Below are 21257 nucleotides of genomic sequence, written 5' to 3'. Positions count from 1 at the left end.
TGATTAGGTAAAAAACAACTTCATGGGGTTGTTATATACTTGGTGTGGTAGTGTGGCACACCCGGGGAGATTTGCTATTTGTGGCGTAAACCTTAATGTTATATGTCACATACAGATGAACGGATAGTTAGTGAGCGGTTGGCGGAGGCCTTTCACCATTTTATGTTATATACTCCGCCGGAGCGGCTTAACCGGTGCCTGCGCACGTTATTGATTGAATATATAGGGCATAATAAAGACTTTCTGTCGCCCGAGTTTGATGGGTGGATGGATGATCTTACGCTGCTATTTGAGTTGCTGGATCGGGCTGCGAAGGAAACGCGGGGGTGGCATGAGGCGGATGATGATGACAACGAAATCCAATTGCACAGAGGACTCAAAGAAGACGCAAAGGGGCTCAGAGAAAATGCAGGAGGTATGTAAAAAAATAAGCCCCGATAACCGGGGCTTATTTCATAAACTATATAGCGAGTAACTATAGATTACTTCGCGTACGCTACGCTGCGCATCTCGCGGATTACGGTAACTTTTACCTGTCCGGGATATTGCATGTCGCGTTCAATTTTCTGCGATATATCGAAGCTTAACTGGTTGGCGCGTTCGTCTGTTGCTTTCTCTGCATCTACAATTACGCGCAGCTCGCGGCCGGCTTGTATAGCATAGCACTTCTCTACGCCATCGAAGCTTAAACCAAGCTCTTCAAGTTCTTTCAAACGCTTAATGTATTGCTCCATTACTTCGCGTCTTGCCCCAGGGCGTGCACCGCTTATAGCATCGCAGGCCTGCACGATTGGCGAGAGTATACTCGTCATCTCAATCTCATCGTGGTGAGCGCCTATAGCGTTGCAGATTACCGGGTGTTCTTTATACTTCTGCGCCAGCTCCATACCTACTATAGCGTGTGGCTTCTCGAGTTCTTCGGGCCATACTTTACCTATATCGTGCAACAGGCCTGCACGTTTGGCTTGCTTCACGTTAAGACCAAGTTCGCTGGCCATTATAGCGCAGAGGTTGGCAACTTCGCGTGAGTGTTGCAGCAGGTTTTGCCCGTATGATGAACGATAGCGCATGCGGCCTACCATCCTTACCAGCTCAGGGTGCAAGCCATGTATACCTAAATCTATCACCGTACGCTCGCCAATCTCTACAATTTCATCTTCAATGTTCTTGGTAGTTTTCGCTACAATCTCTTCGATACGTGCCGGGTGTATACGGCCATCTTGCACGAGGCGGTGCAGCGACAGGCGCGCGATCTCTCTGCGCACCGGATCAAAGCCTGAAATGATAATCGCTTCCGGGGTGTCGTCTACTATAATTTCAACACCGGTGGCAGCTTCGAGGGCGCGTATGTTTCGTCCTTCGCGGCCGATTACTTTACCTTTAATATCATCGCTTTCGATGTTAAAGATCGACACGCAGTTTTCTACAGCGTGCTCGGTAGCGGTACGTTGAATCGTTTCAACAACAATCTTCTTGGCTTCTTTGGTAGCAGTAAGCTTAGCCTGCTCCATAATGTCTTTGATATAGCTTGAAGCACGGGTTTGTGCTTCATCTTTCAGCGATGCAATAAGTTGCTCGCGTGCTTCATCGGCTGTAAGCTTGGAGATGTTTTCGAGAACCTGAATTTTCTGCTGGTTGAATTTATCAAGTTCTTCCTTGCGTTTTTTAACATGCTCAAGTTGAGCCGCCAGGTCAGTACGGATGTCGTCAAGCTCGCCTTCCTTGCGTTTAAGACTTTCAATTTCTTTACTGAGCGTCTGTTCGCGCTGCTTGATCTTTTGTTCGTTACTGATGATAACGTTCTTCTTCTTGTTTGCTTCTTCTTCAAACTCCGAGCGCATCTTCAGGATCTTTTCCTTTGCTTCCAGGATCCTGTCTTTCTTCAAATTTTCGGCTGCAATTTCAGCTTCTTTGATAATAAGCTTGGCGCGGTCGTCTGCGTCTTCCACATTCCTTTTCATTTTTTTGCTGGAAAGGATGGACCCGATAACAATACTCAACACGATAGTTGCCACGATACTGCTGGCAATAACTATGACGTAAAAGAGAGACATAAAAAAATTAGGGGTTATATATACTACCCCGGTATGCCGCCTTGGCTCAGAAAGTAATAGGAGTAAAGAAAATTACAGAATGGATTGGGATACCAGGTGGTTGAGTTGATTTACTTTCTCAAACACAGTCTGGTCAATAACCTGGTGCGTTTCATCGGCTGCCATTTTATCTACCAGGCAATCGAACGCTACCATCGCTAGTAAGTCTTGCTTGTCATCTATCCCAAATTGCTCCCGGTAAGATTTTAATTTCTCATTGATGAGTTTACCCGCCAGTCGTACCCGCTCTTCGTCAGATCGCTTCACCTTCATGGGGTATTCACGGTCGGCTATCTTTATTTTTATAGAAAGTTCCTCCATCAATTTCTTACGGGGTTGCCTTTTTTATCTGCTTAAGTGAGCGATGCACTTGTCTATCTCACGAATGTATTCGTCCACTTTTTTCTTCAACTCCAGAACACTTCCGTCTTCCGGGTTTAAATTATCCACAATTTTAGTGATTTTCAGTTGATTATGAAAACTGCTGATTTGCTCATCGCGGACTTTAATTGCAGACTTCAGCTCCTGATTTTCGGCTTTCAGGTTCTTTATTTCCTCTTTCAGATTTTTGTGCTCGTTAACGAGCACCACAATTTTTCGCTCTAACCCCGTAAGATTAGACTTTAAGAGTTCTTGATCCATTTCCTTTCTTTTCGCCGAGGGCTGGGCCCCTTATAGCCGTTGGTAAATTACAGTTATCGTTCGAAGCTGCAGTATAGCCTCCTATAGCTGCGCCCAATGCGTTGATCTATTGTAAAAATTTACTTTCTGATAACAGCACCGAGCTTATCCTCAAACGCTTTCATCAGGCGGTTCATTGTCTTATCGATCTCATCATCGGTAAGCGTTTTGGTTTCATCCAGCAGGGTAAAGCCAAGCGCATACGCCTTTTTACCTTGCGGGATATTCTCACCTTCGTATACATCAAACGCGATGATATTTTTAATGAGCCGCTTCTCTGTATTCAGTACTACGTTACTGATCTCGTTGAAGTTCACCTGCTTGTCGAGTACAAGCGACAAGTCACGCCTTACTTCAGGAAACTTTGCAACTTCTTTAATTACTAACTTAGGGTTTGCCGCCTGGAAAAGCAAGGATGTATTTAGCTCGGCATAAAATATTTCCTGCTTCACTCCAAAATCTTTCAGCAATGCAGGTTTTACTTTTCCGAGCTTGCCAATTTCTTCGTTACCCCTTAAAAGTTTAGAGCCATATTCCAGTAACTGATCTTTAATTGTCTCCTGTTTCACATTTGTAACCCCGCTCTTCTGCAATACATGTTGTACTTGCTGTGCCAGGTCGTAATACGTAACAGACTGCGTTTTATGTCGCCAGTTTTCCGTCTCAACATTTCCGGTCATGAACAGCACCAGGCGCTCTTCTTCGTTATACTTGCCGGCTTCCTTATAGTATATCTTGCCGAACTCGTATAGCTTCAGGTCTTTCTGCTTCCGGTTAATGTTATATGCACATACTTCAAGACCGGTAAACAACAAGGTTTGGCGAAGTATACCTTGCTCTTCGCTCAGTTTGTTCAATATCTCAACCGCTTCACCTTTAAAGGTAAGTTTGTTCTTTTCCTGGTATGATTGGTTGGTAAGCGAGTTTGTCCAGATCTCGTAAAACCCGTTGCCTACCAGCATCTCACCAACACTGCGCTTATACTTGTCGATGCTCTTTACCGGGAACTCGGCCAGGTAATCGGTACTTGCTGTATCCGAAAGTTCAATGTTGTTGAATCCGTAGATGCGTAGTATCTCTTCGGTTATATCGGCCTCCTGTAATACATCTACACGATAAGGCGGAACGGATACAGTAAATGTATCGTCTGTCTTACCGGTAATTTTAATGTCCAATCGCTCGAGTATACCAAACATTTCATCGCGAGGTATAGCTTTACCGATGAGGCGATGAATGTTTTTGTCTTTTACTTCGAACACGCGGTTCTCAACCGGTGTCGGGTATATATCAATGATGTCGGAAGAGATTTGTCCTCCGGCAAGTTCTTTTACCAGTAATGCAGCACGCTTCAACGCATATACCGTAATGTTAGGATCGGTACCGCGCTCGAAACGGAACGATGCATCCGTCTTTAACTGATGATGCAGGGATGTTTTACGGATATAGTCAGCCGAGAAGTATGCACTCTCCAGGAATATATTCTTGGTATTTTCAGTAATACCTGACTTCGTTCCTCCAAATACGCCGGCTATACACATACCTTCCTGTGCATTGCAGATCATAAGATCGTTGGCAAGCAAGGTGCGCTCTTTGTTGTCGAGGGTAGTGAATTTAGATCCGGCAGGCAGTGTCTTTACAATTACTTTGCCTCCGGTTATCTGGTCTGCATCGAATGCGTGCATCGGTTGCCCGAATTCGTGGCAGATATAGTTTGTTATATCAACAATATTATTGATGGGCGTGAGGCCGATCGACAGCAAACGGTTCTTCAACCAATCTGGCGATTCAGTAACTTTTATGCCGGATATGGTGAGTCCGGAGTAACGCGGACAGGCTTCTTTGTTCTCAACTTCAACTGGTATAACCAGGTTCTTGTTATCTACTTTGAACGAATCAACCGAAGGCAGTTTTATAGCTCTGTTCTTCGAAGCTTTTATATCGCGCACGACACCAATGTGTGATGCAGCATCAGCACGGTTCGGTGTTAAACCGATCTCGAGTATATAGTCTGATTGGATATTGAAATACTGAGCTGCAGGTGTACCGTTGGGTACATCGGTATTCAATACCATGATACCGGCATGACTTTCTCCTAAACCAACTTCGTCTTCAGCACAGATCATTCCTTCTGATTGCTCGCCACGAATCTTGGTATTCTTGATCGTGAACGGTTCGCCTTTGCTCGGGTATACCGTTGTGCCCGGCACGGCTACAACTACACGCTGACCAGCCGCTACATTGGGAGCACCACAAACAATAGGAAGAATTTTATCGCCACCAACATTAACTGTAGTAACTGAAAGTTTATCAGCGTTGGGGTGTTTAGCACAGGTAATTACCGTACCGATCACCAGTCCCTTTAGTCCGCCTTTTACGGTTTCGTGCTCTTCAACTTTCTCAACTTCAAGTCCGGTAGAGGTAAGCACTTTTCCAATGTCCTCTGCCGATTCAGGGATATCGATGTATTCTTTCAGCCAGTTGTACGAAATGGTCATAAGTCTGTTTATAAAAGTTACCCGGATACACGATCCGGGCAATATAAATTAAGACTTCAAAAATAAGCGTTTAGCTCGAACTGACTAAAGTGAAAGATCAAAAAAGGTGAATCAGTTGTGATAAACTTTCTCGCCTGCGCGTATAGCAACTTTCAGTAAATTTTCAGCCGGAGGAAAAGGACACGAAAACTCTTCAGCGTAAGCACAATACGGGTTGTACGCCTTGTTAAAATCCAGGGTGATGGTGTTGCTGCCCTGTACTTTTTCTATATCGAGGTAACGACCGGCACCATAGGTTTCGCCTGCACTGGTTTCATCTCCGAACGGGAGGAAGAGTTTGCCGCGTACGGGGCCGATGTCGATCATCTCCAGTATCAACAGTTTATTATGATAGCCGTTGAGATCGAACTCAGCATAGGCATATTCTATATAGCGCTCTTCTTTACCATCGCTCGTGCTGAGCAACACGACTTTTTTGTTTTGGATGGGTGCCAGGTCGGCTGTGATTTTATAGCGTATGTCTGCATCGTAATAGTTCAGACCTTTGAAGCTTTCTGTTTTGCCAGCAAACGGAGATTCCTGAGAGGTACGCATGAAGTGATCTTTCTCTTCGCGCTCTTTCCTGATCTCTTCAATGTAGGCCGACTGATTTTCGCTTCCTAAAAACGAATAGAGCAGACTAACAATAACCACGATAACAATGGCGATGATAAATATACTTTGTTTCTTCATGGAGTAGGAGAGTTCTTCGTAAGGGTTAGGCGTTGCCGGTTGTCGTATGCGAGTATAGAGTCGCGATGCGCTTTATACATATTCAGAAACACAGGTATACCGGTATCGGCAACTATACCAGGGCCGTTAGAAAGCAGGCAAATGGCAAGACGATCTTTCATATTCACGGCCACTTCACTGCGGTAACCGTTTACGTAGCCGCCATGGTATACCAGAGTATCATCCGGGTAATATAGTATACGCCAGCCGAGGCCATAGAAAGAACTGCTTACATGATTGGTTCTTCCGTAGTTTCTGTTTTTAGAGGGAGCTTTAACTTGTGGCGTGAATAACTGATTCAGTGTTTCTTTGGTGATAACGTCTTCGCGGTTTCCAAGTAAAGCAATCATCCAGTGAGCCATGTCTGTTATACTCGCATTGACGCCACCGGCAGGTGCTACGTTGTAGTATGTATTGTTTATGGATGCTTCACGCCATTGGCCGCGTCTCATCAGGTGCGGGCGTGCAATGTTTCCGTTTGTTATCAGGCTGGTATAGTCCATGGATGCTGTAGCCATATTCAATGGCGTGAATACATGTTCTTTCATCAGCGCATCGTATGTTTTATGCGTGGCTGCGTTTATCACTTCACCAATTACACTATAGGCTACATTTTGATAACTGTACTGCGTGCCCGGTGCATTGGGAATATTTACGTCTTTCAGTTTGTCGAGAAGTGATGGCAGATCGATACCTTCTTCAACCAAATTTGTATAGGTGTGATAGGGTAAACCTGTTGTATGCGAGAGTACATGCCGCAGCGTAAGGTGCCTGGTATATTCGGGAGATTTCAGTGTGAATGAAGGTACATATTTTATTACCGGATCGTCCCATCGCAAAATACTATCGGCTACCAATGTTCCGGTAAGGAATGCTGCAAAACATTTTGATACGGATGCTATACGAAAAACTGTATTTACATCTATAGAATCTGTTTTGCCAACAGACTTTACACCAAAACCTTTCATATAGATGATCGATGAATCTTTTACGACAGCAATCGCTGCACCGGGTATACCCGATACATGCAGAAGTGTTTCGATCTCCCGCTCGTAATCATCCATGAAACTTGCAAACACCGGGTTGACGTATGGCTTCACCGTTGGCGGAGCTGGTGTAGTGGTCGGCTCACGGGTCTCTTCATTATCTTTCCATACTTGTGCCAGCAGTAAGGGCAAAGTAATGATCAATAACACGATGAGGAGGGAGCGTTTCTTTTTCATCTTAACAGCTTCAAACTTAGAAACAAGTACGGAAACGTAAAAACTGTGCCCTTACTTATACTCCGCAGTTACTCCACGGACTAAGTTATTCAATGTTAAAAACGAAAAATTATTGTGAGCGATCCGTCAAAGCAACCCTTCATCGGCAAAGCTGAAGTATCGGTCTTCAGCAATGATCAGGTGATCAAGGATTTGGATATCGAGCAGTCGGGCGCCTTCTTTTAATTTTCTCGTCAGGTCAAGATCGGCAACACTGGCTTCGAGATTTCCGGAAGGATGATTGTGAGCCAGTATAATGCCGCTTGCCAACTCATCGAGTGCGAGTTTGAAAATGATTTTCGGATCAGCCACCGTACCCGACACTCCTCCTAAACTTATCTTCTGTTTTTTAACAACGCGATTGCCGCGGTTGAGTAACATAATCCAGAATTCTTCGTGTGGTATATCGGTAAGATCAGACTTTAGCACATCGAACGCAAGCTTGGAGGAAGTGATAGCTGGTTTGTCGGCATCGCTGCTTTTTCGTCTTCGCCCAAGCTCAAGCGCTGCTATAATAGAAATTGCTTTTGCTTCGCCAACGCCTTTTATCTTCACCAGATCTTTTACTGTAAGTTGTGCGAGCCGGTTAATGTTGTTATCAGCGCAAAGTAAAATTCGTTTGGCGAGATCAACAGCACTCATGGTAGCGGTGCCGGTGCCGAGCAAAATAGCAATAAGCTCTGCATCAGAAAGTGACGCTCTACCTTTAAGAATTAATTTTTCGCGCGGACGGTCTTCGGGCGACCAGCTCTTGATACCAAGAGTTTTCTCTTCCAGAATTTGCATACTATACAACGGTTTCGCACGAAGATATAAAAATGTTTGAACCTTGGTTTATACCTCCTGCAGTTCAATCAACATTTTTAATCTATAGCTGTGAAGTAGCTACAAAAAGTAAAACCCCGCTTGGGTAAGCGGGGTCTCTTATGGTATAGACCGTTAAGAACGTGAGTTCTTAAGCGAGTTTGTTCACTAGCTTGGTAAGCTTAGACTTCTGGTTAGCAGCTTTTTTCCAGTGAATGATATTCTTCTTAGCAAGTTTATCGATCATGGAAGAAACTTCTTTCAAAAGACCTAAAGCTTCGGTCTTCGCAGTTGCAGACTTCAGTCTTTTGATAAATGAACGCGTAGTCTTGTGCTGGTAGCGGTTTCTTACACGCTTAATTTCATTCGCACGGATTCTTTTTTCTGCTGACTTATGGTTTGCCATAGTTCGTTTTCAAATAAGGACTGCAAAGGTAAGTGCTTTTGCCGAATTTGCAATGCCTGCGTTCAATCAATTCTTGGGTCTTGCCAGGTAAAGCAGGTTTGTATTCGGGTCAAGTTCGATTTTAGCGGGTTTTCGGCCCATTTTGATGCTGAATTTATTTGATTTTTTATCCAGCCGAACGGTCTCAACATGCAGTAAAGTCTGGTTCGCGTCATAAAATCCTAACTCCAGTGGTACGTTGAAGACATCGCCCGGTTGTGTTTGGTCAACCGTAACTTCCAAAGTTTGTGCTTTTGAATCATAAGCCCAGCTCCACTCCAATATCGGATGACCAGGTTTGTAAAGCCATTGGTTGAAAAACATATCGAGCGATTTTCCGGAGGCTTCCTGCATTACCTGCTTGAAATTTTCGGTGGTGGCATTGCTGTTCCTGTATATTCTATAATAATCGCGCAGACCTTTCCAGAAAGCTTCATCACCAATTTCAGCTCGAAGCATGTGCAATACCCAGCTTCCCTTTTGATACGAGTTTACACTCAGAATCTGCAGGAGATCATCGGGTAACGTTGGAAACACGATCGGCAATTTAGTTTTCTGGTAAAACTCGATCACTTGCTGGCGGTCGTCACGAAGATCTTTATTCATACGATCACGCCCATACGTAAATTCCATGTACAGATGTGTGAGGTATGTGGCAAAGCCCTCGCTCAGCCATACATGATGCCAGTCAGTCTCCGATGCCGAGTTGCCAAACCACTGGTGTGCTATTTCATGTGCTACCAGTGATTCAATTTTGCTGGCGTTGCCTTCTGCTGCAGGCCCTATAGCAACTGAGTTTTCGAAATAGAAAATATTACTGGCATTCTCCATGCCGCCATAGCGTGTTTTGGATTGAACATTCGCGAGCTTCTTATAAGAATACGGCCCTACATGCGAATGAAAGAAATCGAGAACGCGCGGTGCATATTTATAGGAGTCGAAACCCTCTTCACGATTTTGAGGATATACCCAGCTTGTTACTTCAAAACCATTTACCATACCACTCTGCTGTATAGCAAAACGTGCCGCACCAATTACCATTACTTTGGTAGCGAGTTCTGTTTCTTCGTGCCAGTGGGTTAGTTTCTTGCGATCACCCAAATAACTTTCTTCAATCTTGATGCCGTTACCAATCACTTCATATTTGGGTGGAGCAGTAACTATAAAATCCACGGCAGCTTTATCATACGGATGGTCGATGGTGGGAAGCCAGTGATGTGCGCGGTCCGGCCAGTTATCGCCAAAGAAAGTACGATCACCATATTTATTCTTAGAAATAATGAGGCCATCGCGTGGTATACCTTTATACGTTACTATAATATTGGTAGTAGAGGAGGCCTTGGCTGGTGTTGAGAGTATAATTTTAAGCCGGTCGTTTTGATGTATAAATTTAACCGGGTTGTTGTCGATTGTAACGGTTGTTACTTCCATGCCTGTTCCGTTCGCGTCTTTATTTGTCAGGTCAAGCTCAAAGTCGGTTGCTTGTTTTTTGAAGAAGATCGTTACGGTGGCCTTTCCTTCAATCACATCAATCGAGTCATGCAGGGTTAACTCAAAGCTATATTTTCGAATATCAATGCTTTCGTTTTTAGGATAATCCTTACCATAGAGGTTTACGGCAACGAGTAAAATGATAAACAGGGTGGTGGTGAGGTTTTTCATTGCAATGTATATTTTGTGTAACTTGGCCATGCAAGTATAATTCTTATCCGTTGTATGTTAAAGTTGTCAGCTATTTATCGCTATAGCAAGCGTGTTATTTTTATCGGTATAATTTTCCTGTTTGGTGGTTGGGGATTTTTCGGGCATCAACGTATAAATCGGTTGGCAGTATTTGCCTTGCCTCCTGAAATGATCGGCTTCTATAAAAAGAATATAGGTTACATTACCGAAACAGCCGTTAATCCAGATCGGAGAAGGTTTATTGTAGTAGACGAAGCGCCACGACATTATATAGACCTGGATCACTATGGCGATAGTGCTATTTATACCCTGCCACGATATTGGAATGATGCCGTGGCTCAACTCACCGAAGATACCCTGAAAGCGTATGGTATATTACCCTGGCATATTAACCGTATGTATTATTCACTGAAGGATGCTTTTCAGATTCGCGATCCTGATCGGATTCTGAAGTTATCTGCAGAGATAGGACATTATATAGGTGATGCCCACGTGCCCCTGCATACAACTGAAAACTACAACGGTCAGCTCACCGGGCAGGAGGGAATTCATGCCTTGTGGGAATCACGGTTGCCTGAGTTATTCTCGGATGAGTATAATTTCTTTAGTGGTAAAGCTACATATATAGTAAATCCTCAGCTGGCTGCGTGGCAAGCCGTGAAGGATTCGCATCTGGCCGTTGATTCTGTTTTGCGAGAAGAGAAGCGATTGGCTGATTCATTGATCAGTTATAAATATTCGTTTGAAACGAAAGGCCGTCAAACCGTAAAAGTATATTCCAGGGAGTATGCAGATGCCTATCATAAAATACTGCACGGCATGGTAGAACGAAGAATGCGCGCGGCTATAAAACTTACTGCCGATATGTGGTATACTGCGTGGATAGATGCAGGCCAACCCGATTTAGCAGAACTACTTTACTATAAACCTTCAGAAGAAGAATTAAAACTTAGAAGAAAGGAACTGGATGCCATTAAGAAAGCCGATCCTGCTATAAGTACCAGGGCACATGAAATATAGCGGTACGCTATCGCGCGAGTAATTCTTTTACCATAGCTGCCCACTCATCCTTTAAAGTTGATGATGGCATTCTACGATTCGCACGACTATACCAGTAAGATGCATTTCCAAGGTCTCCTTCTACGCGATGAAGGTATGCGTGTATCCAGGAACCATCGTTATTGTGAATATCCTGCGCAATGTTATGTGCAGATTCCCAATCGCCTTTTCCTTCGAACCAAAGAGCCTTTAAAAGTTCATTAACAGCTGGAGGATTGGTTTGTGTAAGCGAATTCTTAAACTCTTCGAATGTCATGGCGTAGACTTTAGGGAGGCCAAGCTAAAGTAAAAAGCTTAAAGTATAAAGTAAAAAGCTTGTAGCGGTAGGACTATGTGCGAAAATAAAAAAGCAGAAAGTACAAGCGATCAACGCTATACCTTCTGCCTGTATGTTTAGGTTTAGATAAGTTATTTCCCTTCGGTAAGTTCTTTGATCTTGTTCAGGTTGTGATCAAATGCCTTGTTCATTTCGCCTTCAAACATTGTAGCGCCCATCCAGCGCATAAAAGGGTTCATACCAAATTCAGTTGAGAAACCCATCGTTACTTTTGTGCTGTCGTTAACAGGTTCAAAGGTATACCAGCATTTGGCTGTGCCTTGTTCCATAAAGTCAAGATCAGCTTTAATAACAGAAGAAGGATTGCTTTCGGTAATGGTTAATTTACCTTGTCCCATATCCTCACTTGTCCAGCTATACCACGCGCCAGTACCGGCCTGCTGATCGCCATAGGTTAATTTAGTTGTAGGATCCAGAGCATACCAGTACGACCACTTCTCCCAGTTTTTCAGATTATTAACCTGTTCGAATGTTGCTTCAGGTGAAGCGTGAATGGTTAAACTTCTGGTGACTTCAATTCTGGACGGAAGGAAAAATCCAACAATGATCAACAGGATAATAATACCCAAAAGGCCGAGTAATATCTTCTTCATGATTTTATAGGTTTAGCGAGGTAAAGGTAGCTCAAAATATCCAATGAAAACGTTTGCAATTATCATAAAAAATCGGAAAATTTATATATACCTAACAATGCATCAATATGAGTTTCCTATCTAACCCTGATCGCATTCCTGAAAAGTATGGATTGCGTATTGCTGCCGGTCTGATTTTATACTTCATTATCATGAAAGCTGCCGGCCTTGGTCATCACATCGAATTGCGCTTGCTTAACCTCGTCATTCTAACGGCTGGGGTATATGCCGCGCTTAAAAAATTCAAGGAGACACACACGGAACGTCTCAACTATTTCCGAGGATTGATTACGGGTGTTGAAACAGGCGGAGTTGGATCGCTGTTCTTCGGTATATTTCTCTTCTTCTATATGAAGATTGATTCTGCTATGATGCAGTCCATCATCGAAAATGAACCTATGGGCCGTTACCTTAATGCATACATGACTGCCTTTATTGTTGTGCTGGAGGGATTCTTTTCAGGTTTACTGGTAACATTCGTATTGCTCAATTGGGTGCATACCGATGAAGTAAACCAACCTGTTGGTAAATCAAGCTAGCGTGTAGGATGTTCCTCATCACATCAGCAGGCCAGTAACATCTTCGCGGGCATAGTATTTTCAGATAGCATATAAACAATCCTTTGATTATATGAATATCTGGAACAGATCAAAACGTATCCCGGAGATATACGGTACATTTATAGCGCTGGGATTGATCGTATACTTTTTTGTAATGTATGCGGTAGGCTTATTGCAGGTTATTGAACTACGTTTACTCAACCTGTTGATTATGCTCGCAGGGGTATACTATGCTCTGAAACAATTTGCACGCACGCACGATGGGCACCTGAATTATTTCAGGGGACTCGCTATTGGTGTTACAACGTCTGCCATAGGGTCATCAACTTTTGCGGTTTTCCTGTTTGTATTTTTACGTTTTAATGATGGCCTGATGCAGTATATTATTGACCACGAACCCATGGGGCCGTATTTGAATGCATATATAGCTTCGTTTATGGTGTTGCTAGAAGGTGTATTTTCAGGTCTCTTTATAACCTTTGTGTTGTTGAACTGGGTGCATAGCGACCAGGTAAACGAACCGTCAGGCACATCGTCATAGGTATATATACTACATGCTTAATAGGATATTAAAATACAGAAGAGGGCATCACATTTGTGATGCCCTCTTCTGTATTTAGCCGTTCCGTTGTAAGACTATTCTTATTTGAGTTCCAACTCAACAATTGTATCTACTTCATCGAGTTTGGTCTTGGGTACTTTTAATGTGATACCAAAATCGTTCTCAATAAACTTAACAGCACTTTTATCCTTAAAGAGCTTAGCCGATTTTATCTTTTTTCCCCACGATGGTATAACCAGGGATTCATCTTGCCAATCGAGAATGTGTATATATACTTTATTCCCTTTTTGAGTTGTTACACCCCAGTCGCGCGCAGTTAATGGTCCGCCTCGTGTTCCATAAATCGTTTCTCCGTTGGCTGTAAGCCATTCGCCCATTTCTTTTAATCGTTCGATGTGTTCCGTCTGAATTTTACCATTCGGCATCGGGCCAACGTTCAGCAGAAAATTGGCGCCATAGCCTGATGCTTTTACCAGGTACTGAATTAACTCTTTACGACTTTTATGATTCTGATCTTTCAGGTTGAAACCCCACGAGTGATTGATGGTTTCACAGGTCTCTTTGGGCAGGTCTCCAATTTTTTGTTCAGGAGCAAAACCGGTAGTGTTATGACCGGGCAGATCTTTTTCAAACATCTGGAAATCTTCGCCATCGTAAGGCGCAACGTGGTGGTTACTGCCTACGAGTGCACCGGGTTGAAGTTTATGAATGAGTGAATACGTTTTATTCAGGCGCCAGTCGGCATCTTTCTTGTCCCACATACCATCGAACCATATACCCGCTACCTCTCCATAATTGGTTAACAACTCAGTAAGCTGCGCATCCATATAGTCAAGATATTTATACCAGTCGCCATTTTCCGGGCGGCCTGTCCAATTACCCCCGGTGTTACCTCTTGGAAAATAATCCGGATGATGCCAGTCCAGTTGTGAGTGGTAGAAGAATAGTTTTATACCTTCCTTATGACATTCATCCGCCAGCATCTTGAGTACATCTTTTCCATAGGGTGTTCGCTTTACAATGTTATAGTCTGATACTTTACTATCCCACATGGCGAATCCATCGTGGTGTTTGCTGGTGATCGCTATATATTTCATACCGGCAGCCTTTACCATTTGTACCCAGGCTTTCGCATCAAAGTCGGTGGGGTTAAAGAATGCCGGAATTTTTTCGTAGGTCTTGATGGGGATCTGTTGCTGGTTCATTACCCATTCGCCATCGCCCAATACGCTATATACACCCCAGTGGATAAACAAGCCGAACTTGGCATCCTGAAACCACTCGCGGTTCTTTTTATTTTCGGGTGCCGGTTCGTATTTGCCTTGCGTATACGCCACTGTTGTGATCATCACAAAAAGAATAACAGTCTTGTAAAATGGGTTGGTCAGCTTCATAGAGTTTTGGTTAAATTGCACGCGTACTCCTGCGTAGAGTAAGTGAAAGTAATAAATACACTATGAGATACAAAAGCATCAACAAAGAACTCTTTGAAGTGAACCGGAAAAATTTAGTGAAGGAGTTGAAGTCCAATTCACTGGTTGTAGTCAATGCGAACGACATTATGCCAACGAACTCGGATGGCACGATGCGTTTCCGACAGAACAGCGATCTGTTCTATCTTACCGGTGTTGATCAGGAAGAAACAATCCTGGTACTCTGCCCCGATTTTCCGGATAAGAAATATAGAGAGATTCTTTTCGTGCGCGAGACCAGCGAACTTATATCGGTGTGGGAAGGTCATAAACTCACCAAAGAAGAAGCGCGTGAGCAAACCGGTATTGAAACTATCATCTGGGTTTCAGACTTTACGAAGATTTTTAACATGCTGATGGTAATGGGCGATGTTGAGCATGTATACCTGAATACCAACGATCACTATCGTGCTGATGTGGCGGTTGAGTCGCGTGAGGCGCGCTTTGTTAAATGGTGTCTTGATAAATATCCGCTGCATCGTTATGAACGCCTCGCTCCGATCATGCATCGTCTGCGCAGTATAAAATCAAAATATGAAATCGATCAATTACAACGAGCCTGCGATATAACCGAGAAAGCTTTCAGACGTGTATTGAAGTTTGTAAAGCCCGGTGTAATTGAGTATGAAATAGAAGCGGAGTTTGCGCACGAATTTTTACGAAGCGGTTCAAGAGGTTTTGCGTATGAGCCCATCATTGCATCGGGAGCCAACTCGTGTGTGCTGCACTATATTGAAAACAACAAGCCTTGCAAAGATGGTGATGTATTGTTGCTGGATGTAGGAGCGGAGTATGCCAATTACAACGCAGACCTTACACGTACAATTCCGGTAAACGGAAAATTCACAAAGCGCCAGAAAGATGTATACAACGCTGTACTACGCATACAGCGCGAGGCTTTCAAAATGTTGAAGCCTGGTGAAAAATATTACGACTATCACAAAGAGATCCAGAAGATAACGGAGAGCGAATTGATAGATTTGAAGTTGCTTGACAAGAAAGATGTTAAGAACCAGGATAAAGACAAACCTTTATTCATGAAGTATTTTATGCACGGCACAGGCCACCAGCTCGGATTGGATGTGCACGATGTAGGCAGCATGTATCATAAAATGCAGGTAGGACAGGTATGGACCGTGGAGCCAGGTATATATATACGCGAAGAAGGTTTCGGAATTCGCATTGAGAACAACGTGGTGATTGAAAAGAACGGTATACACGACCTGATGAAACACATTCCGGTAGAAGTAGAAGAGATTGAAGAGATTATGAACGGTAAAAAATAGATGCTCATGAAGAGAGTAAATAAACATTATACTGCATTCGTGTCACTCATGTTAGTTGTATCAGCAGTGGCCGCACAGGAATTCTGGATGCAACCGCTGAAGTTTATTTACTCTCTCGGAGAAAAGGCGAAGGTAAATTTTGTTACCGGTGAGAACCTGATAGGTGAACCGATAGAATTAAAGAAAAGTCAAATTGAAAAATTTGAGCATCATCGGCTTGCGGGAGTGTCTGATCTGAAACCGACTGTTGTTGAAGGTAAAAAGGATCACCTCGATCTTGAATTGAAAGAGGAGGGTACGCATGTGCTGGCCATGCAAAGCTCCTTTACCCTTATTGAATCTGAAGCTGAAAACTTTAATGCATACCTGAAGGAAAGTGGTCTTGATGAAGCGTATGCTGTGCGTGAAAAGGCTGGTGCTTTGAACAAAGCCGGTAAGGAATCAAGCGCAAAATATACCAAGCTGTTGTTGCAGGTAGGTGCTAAAAAAGATGATGGTTACAAGATGACCATTGGTTTCCCGATCGAGATTGTACCTGAACAAAATCCATATTCTCTCAAGCTCGGAGATAACGTTCGGTTCAAAATTCTATGGAATAAAAAGCCATTGTTCGGTGCACGTGTAAAGGTATGGAACCGTAAAGAAGGGCTTACTACATTGCAGAATATATATACCGAACAAAACGGAACCATGGAAACACGCATTAGCAGTAAAGGTTTGTGGCTGGTACAGGTAATATATATGGTTCCATCCAAAGACGGACAGGCTGATTGGCGAAGCTATTGCGGAAGTTTAGTGTTTGGTGTAGAATAGAACCTTATGCAAGACAGTATACATAGCGATAAAGCCCCCGAGCCCGTAGGTGCATACCCGCACGCGAAGAAAGTAGGCAACCTGCTTTTTCTCTCCGGAGTAGGGCCCCGTAAGAAAGGATCGAAAGATATACCGGGCGTTACATTGGATGATGGGGGAAATATAGCAAGCTATAACATCGAAGAACAATGTCACGCTGTTTTTGAAAACGTAAAGTTGATCCTGGAATCGTCTGGCTCGCGTTGGGAGAACCTGGTGGATATAACGGTATTTCTCACCAATATGAAAAAAGATTTTCCCGTCTTTAATAGAATATACGCTTCGTATTTTAAAGAGAATCAACCGTGTCGCACAACGGTGGAGGTAAACGCATTGCCTACCCCCATCGCTATTGAGCTGAAATGTATTGCTACGGTTGACTGATTAAGGTTTATATACAACGCCTTCCCTCATCACAAAACTTACCTTCTCCATCGTCTTGATGTTCTTCAATGGATTTTCATCGGTGGCTACTATATCAGCAAACTTTCCTGTTTCTAATGTTCCGATCTTATCAGATATACCCAGTATACCGGCTGGCACAATGGTTGCGGATTTTATAGCTTCCATAGCAGGCATACCAGCTTCCACCATATAGGTAAATTCTTTTCCGTTATCACCATGCGGAAATACTCCAGCGTCTGTACCGAAAGCTATCTTCACACCACGTTTGTATGCCTTAGCGAAAGTTTGTTGTATTTGCGGACCAATCTCCAATGCTTTTGGGACAACCAGAGGATGATAATAGCCGGGAACCTTTGCCTGTTCAGCAACAAATTTACCAGCAGATATAGTGGGCACGAAGTATGTTCCTTTTTGTATCATCAGGTCCATGATCTCATCGGTCATTTTTGTGCCGTGTTCTATGGTTGTTATACCTGCCAGTACGGCACGCTTCATACCTTCAGCACCATGCGCATGGGCAGCAGTATGCATGTTATAGTCTTTCGCAGTTTCGATAATGGCTTTTAACTCTTCACCCGTGAATTGTGGATTGCTGCCATCTTTAGCAATACTCAGTACACCACCCGTTGCCGTGATCTTGATCATGTCAGAGCCATCTTTATAGCGTTGTCTCACAGCTTGTCTTGCATCTTCAACACCATTTACTACGCCTTCTTTTGGTCCGGGGTCACCCATCAGATCTTTACGATAACCGTTTGTTGGGTCAGCATGGCCACCGGTAGTTGCTATAGATTTTCCGGCTGTAAAAATTCTAGGCCCCACTACCAATCCCTGGTTGATCGCATTGCGCAATGCTATATTTACTCCTGAGCCACCGAGGTCGCGCACCGTGGTGAAACCTGCGAGTAGAGTTTTCTTTGCAAATACCGTGGAGCGAAAAGCTATATCTGCATCATTCAAGGTAAAGCGTTGCAGGTTTTGATCTTTATTGGTTTCTCCTTCCAGATGCACGTGCATATCAACCAGTCCCGGTAGTACTGTTTTCTTGCTAAGGTCAATGAGTTTGTCGGAACTGCCGGGTTTGGTAAATCCTTTTTCAATGGAAATGATCTTGTTGCCTTCTACAACGATCGTCATCTGCGGCTGCACATCATTTGCTTTTCCGTCAATCAGGTTGCCACAATGAATAACAGTTCGTTGTGCGGCAGCGCTAAAGACTATACATACTGCATATAAAATGATACAAAGCTTTTTCATGGTTAATGAGGTTGGGTTTGAGGTTCAGGATTGTCTTAACAAATATTTATCGGTTATACTTCTAAGCTCTTTCAATTCTGATTCGCTCATGTCTCCGGCCTTTACATGCAGCAACAGATCGAACATCACTTCCTGATCGTAGCCCAGGTTCACGGCAATCTTTGAGCAAAACATGATCTCTTCTTTATACATCCGCTCATCAATCTTCATCAACTGTACGAGGCTGACTATATAGTTAAATTTCTGATCGGCAGTAAGGTTCTCCGGTATAGTTAGTTTGTGTTGCTGATCGAACAGCGGTTTGACTTCGTCTGGGTAAAAACCGTTTGCCCGGCCAATGTTAATGATATAGTATTGTTCACGTTCGGCAACCTTGCCATCGATCTGCGCCAGGCTGATCAGTAATTTCATTTGGTTTAGTACGGCCATTGGGGGAATAATGGTTAATCAAAAAATCTGATATTTAGTTTGCACTCATACACCGTTGTATCATGCATTAAATAAATCATCTTAAACTTAATATAAATACCAATACCTTTATAGGCAATGAACTTTCTTGCACATCTTTATTTGTCTGGTGGCGACCCTGAAGTTATGGTAGGTAATTTCATTGGCGATTTTGTGAAAGGCAGAAGCCTGCTTCAGCAATTCAATGCATCGATTGTTAAAGGTATAGAGCTTCACCGCGCTATTGACGAGTTTACCGATAAGCATGCCGTTGTTAAACAGAGTAAAGACCGGTTGCGTCCTACCTATCGTCATTATGCTGGTGTTATTGTAGATGTTTTTTATGATCACTACCTGGCCAGGTACTGGGATCAGTATCATGATCAATTACTTCCGGACTATGCCGAGTACGCCTACACAACCATTGAAGCTCATGATGCCATGTTGCCCGAGGGTGTAAAGCGTATGTTGCCCTATATGATTCGCGGTAACTGGCTGGTACACTATGCACGTATAGAAGGTATTAACCGGGCGTTGACGGGTATGTCGCGAAGAACTCCGTATGAATCACGCATGGATGAAGCTGCGAACGATCTGCAGAAATACTTCAATGAGTTTAAAGCGGAGTTTGAATTGTTCTTCCCGGAACTTAAACTACATGCCGAGAATTTTTTGAAGAGTTACTGAACCGAAGCCGTAACCGTTATTATTTTAGCGCCTCTAATTTCAAAACAACTATGCATAACGATCCGGAGCTGAGTGGTAAATATCTGGGAACTATTTCGCAGGACTTTGTACGTGTGGCCGATGCGTTGCGTGAGGCTTCTTACCAGATACGCAAAGCAGGTTTTGATTACCCGATCTTTCCTATCTGCAAGGAAGCGCAACCTATAGGACAATTACTTTTTGATCAGATACAAAACGGTACCGACTGGAATTACTTTGCTTCGTTCCTTGATGAATTTTTGCAGCGTGGTATTGTTGAAAAAGACAAAGTGGAATCGTTTCAGGAGGCCTATAGAAATCCTGATGAATTCTGCTGTCTATTTGTTGTAGACAAAGAATTCACCAACTTCTTATTTATACCGTATCCGGAAGATTAAGTCTGCGGATTACTTGTGAAGTGATTCCACCCCTGCGCACGTAATGGCACTACGGTACCTTGTTTGCTGATCATTACATTCTGATCTTTTTTATCGTGCATATACCCGATGCTATGGATATCAGGATGGTTCTTTAATTTTTCGTAATCGTTTTGATCGATTGTGAAAAGTAATTCATAGTCTTCGCCACCATTCAATGCGCACGTGATGGGATCAAGTTTAAATTCGATGGCTGTTTCGAATGTGAGTTGATCAATCGGCACTTTATCTTCGAAGATTCTTATACCGGCACCGGAGTTTTTAACAATGTGAAGAAGCTCTGAGGCAAGACCATCTGATACATCGATCATCGAAGTTGGTTTTACGCCACGCTCTTCCAGGTCATAGATAATTTCAGTGCGTGCTTCCGGTTTTAACTGGCGACTCACCAGGTATTCAAATTTTTCAAGATCGGGTTGCATGCTGGGATCTGCTTCATATACTTCTTTTTCGCGCACCAACACTTGCAGTCCCATAAAGGCAGCACCCAGATCGCCCGTTACACAAACTATATCATTCGGCTTGGCGCCACTTCTATATACCACCTGATCTTTCTTAACACGACCAGTAACACTGATTGAAATTACCAGGCCGGAAACAGAGGATGTAGTGTCTCCGCCTACCAAATCAACTTTATAGTTATCGCATGCAGCTTTTATACCTTGATAGAGTGCATCAATGGCTTCAACCGAGAAACGATTGGTGAGTGCGATACTCACTGTGATCTGTTCAGCTTTGCCATTCATTGCAGCTATATCCGATACATTTACCGCTACAGATTTATAGCCCAGGTGTTGCAGCGGCATATATGCCAGGTCGAAGTGAATTCCTTCCACGAGCATATCGGTTGAGATCAACAGGTAATCATCACCAGCATCGATCACAGCAGCATCATCACCAATGCCTTTAACAGACGATCTGTTTTGAAGTGTAAAATTTTTACTGATACGATCGATGAGACCGAACTCACCGAGTTGACTTATTTCTGATCTTGATTCGCTCATACTTTATA

Annotated in this window: 24 protein-coding genes; 9 read left to right on the top strand and 15 right to left on the bottom strand. The window is 43.4% G+C overall.

The annotated features are described in order from the left end of the window. Window positions 1–102 precede the first annotated feature (102 nt). The gene (locus tag ACFQ21_RS20935; RefSeq protein WP_377582180.1) at window positions 103–423 is read left to right on the top strand and encodes a hypothetical protein; all 321 of its coding nucleotides are present in this window, start codon (window positions 103–105) and stop codon (window positions 421–423) included. A 59-nt stretch (window positions 424–482) separates the two neighbouring features. Here ACFQ21_RS20935 and rny read toward each other — a convergent pair whose 3' ends face one another. The 9 genes from rny to ACFQ21_RS20890 all read right to left on the bottom strand — a co-directional run bounded on the left by rny (window position 483) and on the right by ACFQ21_RS20890 (window position 10213). After that, the gene (gene rny, locus ACFQ21_RS20930; protein WP_377582177.1) at window positions 483–2054 is read right to left on the bottom strand and encodes a ribonuclease Y; all 1572 of its coding nucleotides are present in this window, start codon (window positions 2052–2054) and stop codon (window positions 483–485) included. 72 nt (window positions 2055–2126) lie between these two features. Continuing rightward, window positions 2127–2414 (bottom strand): cell division protein ZapA, encoded by a 288-nt coding sequence (locus ACFQ21_RS20925; protein ID WP_377582174.1) that lies wholly within the window; start codon window positions 2412–2414, stop codon window positions 2127–2129. Between the two features lie 24 nt (window positions 2415–2438). Beyond that, window positions 2439–2735, bottom strand: a complete 297-nt coding sequence (locus tag ACFQ21_RS20920) for a hypothetical protein (protein ID WP_377582171.1) — start codon at window positions 2733–2735, stop codon at window positions 2439–2441. Between the two features lie 119 nt (window positions 2736–2854). Further along, window positions 2855–5269: a phenylalanine--tRNA ligase subunit beta gene (gene pheT, locus ACFQ21_RS20915; protein WP_377582168.1), complete on the bottom strand. Its 2415-nt coding sequence runs from the start codon at window positions 5267–5269 to the stop codon at window positions 2855–2857. 111 nt (window positions 5270–5380) lie between these two features. Further along, a complete protein-coding gene (locus ACFQ21_RS20910) occupies window positions 5381–6001 on the bottom strand; it encodes a DUF1684 domain-containing protein (protein ID WP_377582165.1) in 621 nt (206 codons plus the stop codon). After that, window positions 5998–7263, bottom strand: coding sequence for a serine hydrolase domain-containing protein (locus ACFQ21_RS20905; RefSeq protein ID WP_377582162.1), 1266 nt, complete (start codon window positions 7261–7263; stop codon window positions 5998–6000). The genes ACFQ21_RS20910 and ACFQ21_RS20905 overlap by 4 nt, the downstream gene beginning before the upstream one ends. Window positions 7264–7389: 126 nt before the next feature. Continuing rightward, window positions 7390–8088, bottom strand: a complete 699-nt coding sequence (gene radC, locus ACFQ21_RS20900; RefSeq protein WP_377582159.1) for a RadC family protein — start codon at window positions 8086–8088, stop codon at window positions 7390–7392. 169 nt (window positions 8089–8257) lie between these two features. Further along, window positions 8258–8512: a 30S ribosomal protein S20 gene (gene rpsT / locus ACFQ21_RS20895; RefSeq protein WP_377582156.1), complete on the bottom strand. Its 255-nt coding sequence runs from the start codon at window positions 8510–8512 to the stop codon at window positions 8258–8260. Between the two features lie 66 nt (window positions 8513–8578). Then, window positions 8579–10213, bottom strand: coding sequence for a M1 family metallopeptidase (locus tag ACFQ21_RS20890; protein ID WP_377582153.1), 1635 nt, complete (start codon window positions 10211–10213; stop codon window positions 8579–8581). 54 nt (window positions 10214–10267) lie between these two features. Between ACFQ21_RS20890 and ACFQ21_RS20885 the strand changes: the two genes are divergently transcribed. Beyond that, window positions 10268–11254 carry a zinc dependent phospholipase C family protein gene (locus ACFQ21_RS20885; protein WP_377582151.1) on the top strand — a complete coding sequence of 329 codons (987 nt, stop codon included), beginning with the start codon at window positions 10268–10270 and terminating at the stop codon, window positions 11252–11254. A gap of 7 nt (window positions 11255–11261) precedes the next feature. Here the strand turns inward: ACFQ21_RS20885 and ACFQ21_RS20880 are convergent, their stop codons facing one another. Together ACFQ21_RS20880 and ACFQ21_RS20875 are read right to left on the bottom strand one after the other, a co-directional pair. Continuing rightward, on the bottom strand, window positions 11262–11549 hold the full coding sequence (locus ACFQ21_RS20880; protein WP_377582148.1) for a hypothetical protein: 288 nt from the start codon (window positions 11547–11549) through the stop codon (window positions 11262–11264). A gap of 152 nt (window positions 11550–11701) precedes the next feature. After that, complete coding sequence (locus ACFQ21_RS20875; RefSeq protein ID WP_377582145.1) at window positions 11702–12223, bottom strand: SRPBCC family protein; 522 nt, start codon at window positions 12221–12223, stop codon at window positions 11702–11704. A 107-nt stretch (window positions 12224–12330) separates the two neighbouring features. Here ACFQ21_RS20875 and ACFQ21_RS20870 point away from each other — a divergent pair, with 107 nt between their 5' ends. Continuing rightward, entirely contained in the window at window positions 12331–12801 is a 471-nt protein-coding gene (locus tag ACFQ21_RS20870; protein WP_377582142.1) for a DUF4199 family protein, read from the top strand. A gap of 91 nt (window positions 12802–12892) precedes the next feature. Next, complete coding sequence (locus ACFQ21_RS20865) at window positions 12893–13363, top strand: DUF4199 domain-containing protein (protein ID WP_377582139.1); 471 nt, start codon at window positions 12893–12895, stop codon at window positions 13361–13363. Between the two features lie 101 nt (window positions 13364–13464). On the opposite strand, the gene ACFQ21_RS20860 is transcribed toward ACFQ21_RS20865, so the two are convergent. Then, on the bottom strand, window positions 13465–14778 hold the full coding sequence (locus tag ACFQ21_RS20860; protein WP_377582136.1) for an alpha-L-fucosidase: 1314 nt from the start codon (window positions 14776–14778) through the stop codon (window positions 13465–13467). A 62-nt stretch (window positions 14779–14840) separates the two neighbouring features. On the opposite strand from ACFQ21_RS20860, the gene ACFQ21_RS20855 reads away from it, so the two are divergent. Genes ACFQ21_RS20855 through ACFQ21_RS20845 form a run of 3 tightly spaced genes read left to right on the top strand, consistent with a single transcriptional unit; the run spans window position 14841 to window position 17378 of the window. Beyond that, entirely contained in the window at window positions 14841–16142 is a 1302-nt protein-coding gene (locus tag ACFQ21_RS20855) for an aminopeptidase P family protein (RefSeq protein ID WP_377582134.1), read from the top strand. A gap of 6 nt (window positions 16143–16148) precedes the next feature. Beyond that, complete coding sequence (locus ACFQ21_RS20850; RefSeq protein ID WP_377582131.1) at window positions 16149–16955, top strand: DUF4198 domain-containing protein; 807 nt, start codon at window positions 16149–16151, stop codon at window positions 16953–16955. A 6-nt stretch (window positions 16956–16961) separates the two neighbouring features. Further along, window positions 16962–17378, top strand: a complete 417-nt coding sequence (locus ACFQ21_RS20845) for a RidA family protein (RefSeq protein ID WP_377582129.1) — start codon at window positions 16962–16964, stop codon at window positions 17376–17378. Here the strand turns inward: ACFQ21_RS20845 and ACFQ21_RS20840 are convergent, their stop codons facing one another. Then, window positions 17379–18656 carry a metal-dependent hydrolase family protein gene (locus ACFQ21_RS20840; RefSeq protein WP_377582127.1) on the bottom strand — a complete coding sequence of 426 codons (1278 nt, stop codon included), beginning with the start codon at window positions 18654–18656 and terminating at the stop codon, window positions 17379–17381. Window positions 18657–18680: 24 nt separating this feature from the next. Then, a complete protein-coding gene (locus ACFQ21_RS20835) occupies window positions 18681–19067 on the bottom strand; it encodes a tellurite resistance TerB family protein (protein ID WP_377582125.1) in 387 nt (128 codons plus the stop codon). A gap of 135 nt (window positions 19068–19202) precedes the next feature. On the opposite strand from ACFQ21_RS20835, the gene ACFQ21_RS20830 reads away from it, so the two are divergent. Together ACFQ21_RS20830 and ACFQ21_RS20825 are read left to right on the top strand one after the other, a co-directional pair. Next, window positions 19203–19790 carry an acyl carrier protein phosphodiesterase gene (locus ACFQ21_RS20830; protein ID WP_377582122.1) on the top strand — a complete coding sequence of 196 codons (588 nt, stop codon included), beginning with the start codon at window positions 19203–19205 and terminating at the stop codon, window positions 19788–19790. A gap of 50 nt (window positions 19791–19840) precedes the next feature. Further along, the gene (locus ACFQ21_RS20825; protein ID WP_377582119.1) at window positions 19841–20206 is read left to right on the top strand and encodes a hypothetical protein; all 366 of its coding nucleotides are present in this window, start codon (window positions 19841–19843) and stop codon (window positions 20204–20206) included. Here ACFQ21_RS20825 and thiL read toward each other — a convergent pair. Beyond that, window positions 20203–21249 (bottom strand): thiamine-phosphate kinase, encoded by a 1047-nt coding sequence (gene thiL / locus ACFQ21_RS20820; RefSeq protein WP_377582117.1) that lies wholly within the window; start codon window positions 21247–21249, stop codon window positions 20203–20205. The genes ACFQ21_RS20825 and thiL overlap by 4 nt on opposite strands. Window positions 21250–21257 lie beyond the last annotated feature (8 nt).

Source organism: Ohtaekwangia kribbensis (assembly GCF_042676245.1).
GTDB classification, from domain to species: Bacteria; Bacteroidota; Bacteroidia; order Cytophagales; family Cyclobacteriaceae; genus Ohtaekwangia; species Ohtaekwangia kribbensis.
The sequence above is the reverse complement of the archived record's forward strand: the minus strand, read 5'-3'. Positions and strand labels throughout refer to the sequence as shown.

What these genes read in the sequence shown, in the direction of transcription:
- ACFQ21_RS20870 (WP_377582142.1), top strand. Translation starts at nt 12,331, where the DNA reads ATGAGTTTCCTATCTAACCCTGATCGCATTCCTGAAAAGTATGGATTG.
- ACFQ21_RS20910 (WP_377582165.1), bottom strand. Translation starts at nt 6,001, where the DNA reads ATGAAGAAACAAAGTATATTTATCATCGCCATTGTTATCGTGGTTATT.
- thiL (WP_377582117.1), bottom strand. Translation starts at nt 21,249, where the DNA reads ATGAGCGAATCAAGATCAGAAATAAGTCAACTCGGTGAGTTCGGTCTC.
- ACFQ21_RS20860 (WP_377582136.1), bottom strand. Translation starts at nt 14,778, where the DNA reads ATGAAGCTGACCAACCCATTTTACAAGACTGTTATTCTTTTTGTGATG.
- ACFQ21_RS20920 (WP_377582171.1), bottom strand. Translation starts at nt 2,735, where the DNA reads ATGGATCAAGAACTCTTAAAGTCTAATCTTACGGGGTTAGAGCGAAAA.
- ACFQ21_RS20835 (WP_377582125.1), bottom strand. Translation starts at nt 19,067, where the DNA reads ATGAAATTACTGATCAGCCTGGCGCAGATCGATGGCAAGGTTGCCGAA.
- ACFQ21_RS20925 (WP_377582174.1), bottom strand. Translation starts at nt 2,414, where the DNA reads ATGGAGGAACTTTCTATAAAAATAAAGATAGCCGACCGTGAATACCCC.
- radC (WP_377582159.1), bottom strand. Translation starts at nt 8,088, where the DNA reads ATGCAAATTCTGGAAGAGAAAACTCTTGGTATCAAGAGCTGGTCGCCC.
- ACFQ21_RS20840 (WP_377582127.1), bottom strand. Translation starts at nt 18,656, where the DNA reads ATGAAAAAGCTTTGTATCATTTTATATGCAGTATGTATAGTCTTTAGC.
- ACFQ21_RS20905 (WP_377582162.1), bottom strand. Translation starts at nt 7,263, where the DNA reads ATGAAAAAGAAACGCTCCCTCCTCATCGTGTTATTGATCATTACTTTG.
- ACFQ21_RS20850 (WP_377582131.1), top strand. Translation starts at nt 16,149, where the DNA reads ATGAAGAGAGTAAATAAACATTATACTGCATTCGTGTCACTCATGTTA.
- ACFQ21_RS20885 (WP_377582151.1), top strand. Translation starts at nt 10,268, where the DNA reads ATGTTAAAGTTGTCAGCTATTTATCGCTATAGCAAGCGTGTTATTTTT.
- ACFQ21_RS20830 (WP_377582122.1), top strand. Translation starts at nt 19,203, where the DNA reads ATGAACTTTCTTGCACATCTTTATTTGTCTGGTGGCGACCCTGAAGTT.
- ACFQ21_RS20890 (WP_377582153.1), bottom strand. Translation starts at nt 10,213, where the DNA reads ATGAAAAACCTCACCACCACCCTGTTTATCATTTTACTCGTTGCCGTA.
- ACFQ21_RS20845 (WP_377582129.1), top strand. Translation starts at nt 16,962, where the DNA reads ATGCAAGACAGTATACATAGCGATAAAGCCCCCGAGCCCGTAGGTGCA.
- pheT (WP_377582168.1), bottom strand. Translation starts at nt 5,269, where the DNA reads ATGACCATTTCGTACAACTGGCTGAAAGAATACATCGATATCCCTGAA.
- rny (WP_377582177.1), bottom strand. Translation starts at nt 2,054, where the DNA reads ATGTCTCTCTTTTACGTCATAGTTATTGCCAGCAGTATCGTGGCAACT.
- ACFQ21_RS20865 (WP_377582139.1), top strand. Translation starts at nt 12,893, where the DNA reads ATGAATATCTGGAACAGATCAAAACGTATCCCGGAGATATACGGTACA.
- ACFQ21_RS20825 (WP_377582119.1), top strand. Translation starts at nt 19,841, where the DNA reads ATGCATAACGATCCGGAGCTGAGTGGTAAATATCTGGGAACTATTTCG.
- ACFQ21_RS20880 (WP_377582148.1), bottom strand. Translation starts at nt 11,549, where the DNA reads ATGACATTCGAAGAGTTTAAGAATTCGCTTACACAAACCAATCCTCCA.
- ACFQ21_RS20855 (WP_377582134.1), top strand. Translation starts at nt 14,841, where the DNA reads ATGAGATACAAAAGCATCAACAAAGAACTCTTTGAAGTGAACCGGAAA.
- ACFQ21_RS20935 (WP_377582180.1), top strand. Translation starts at nt 103, where the DNA reads ATGTCACATACAGATGAACGGATAGTTAGTGAGCGGTTGGCGGAGGCC.
- ACFQ21_RS20875 (WP_377582145.1), bottom strand. Translation starts at nt 12,223, where the DNA reads ATGAAGAAGATATTACTCGGCCTTTTGGGTATTATTATCCTGTTGATC.
- rpsT (WP_377582156.1), bottom strand. Translation starts at nt 8,512, where the DNA reads ATGGCAAACCATAAGTCAGCAGAAAAAAGAATCCGTGCGAATGAAATT.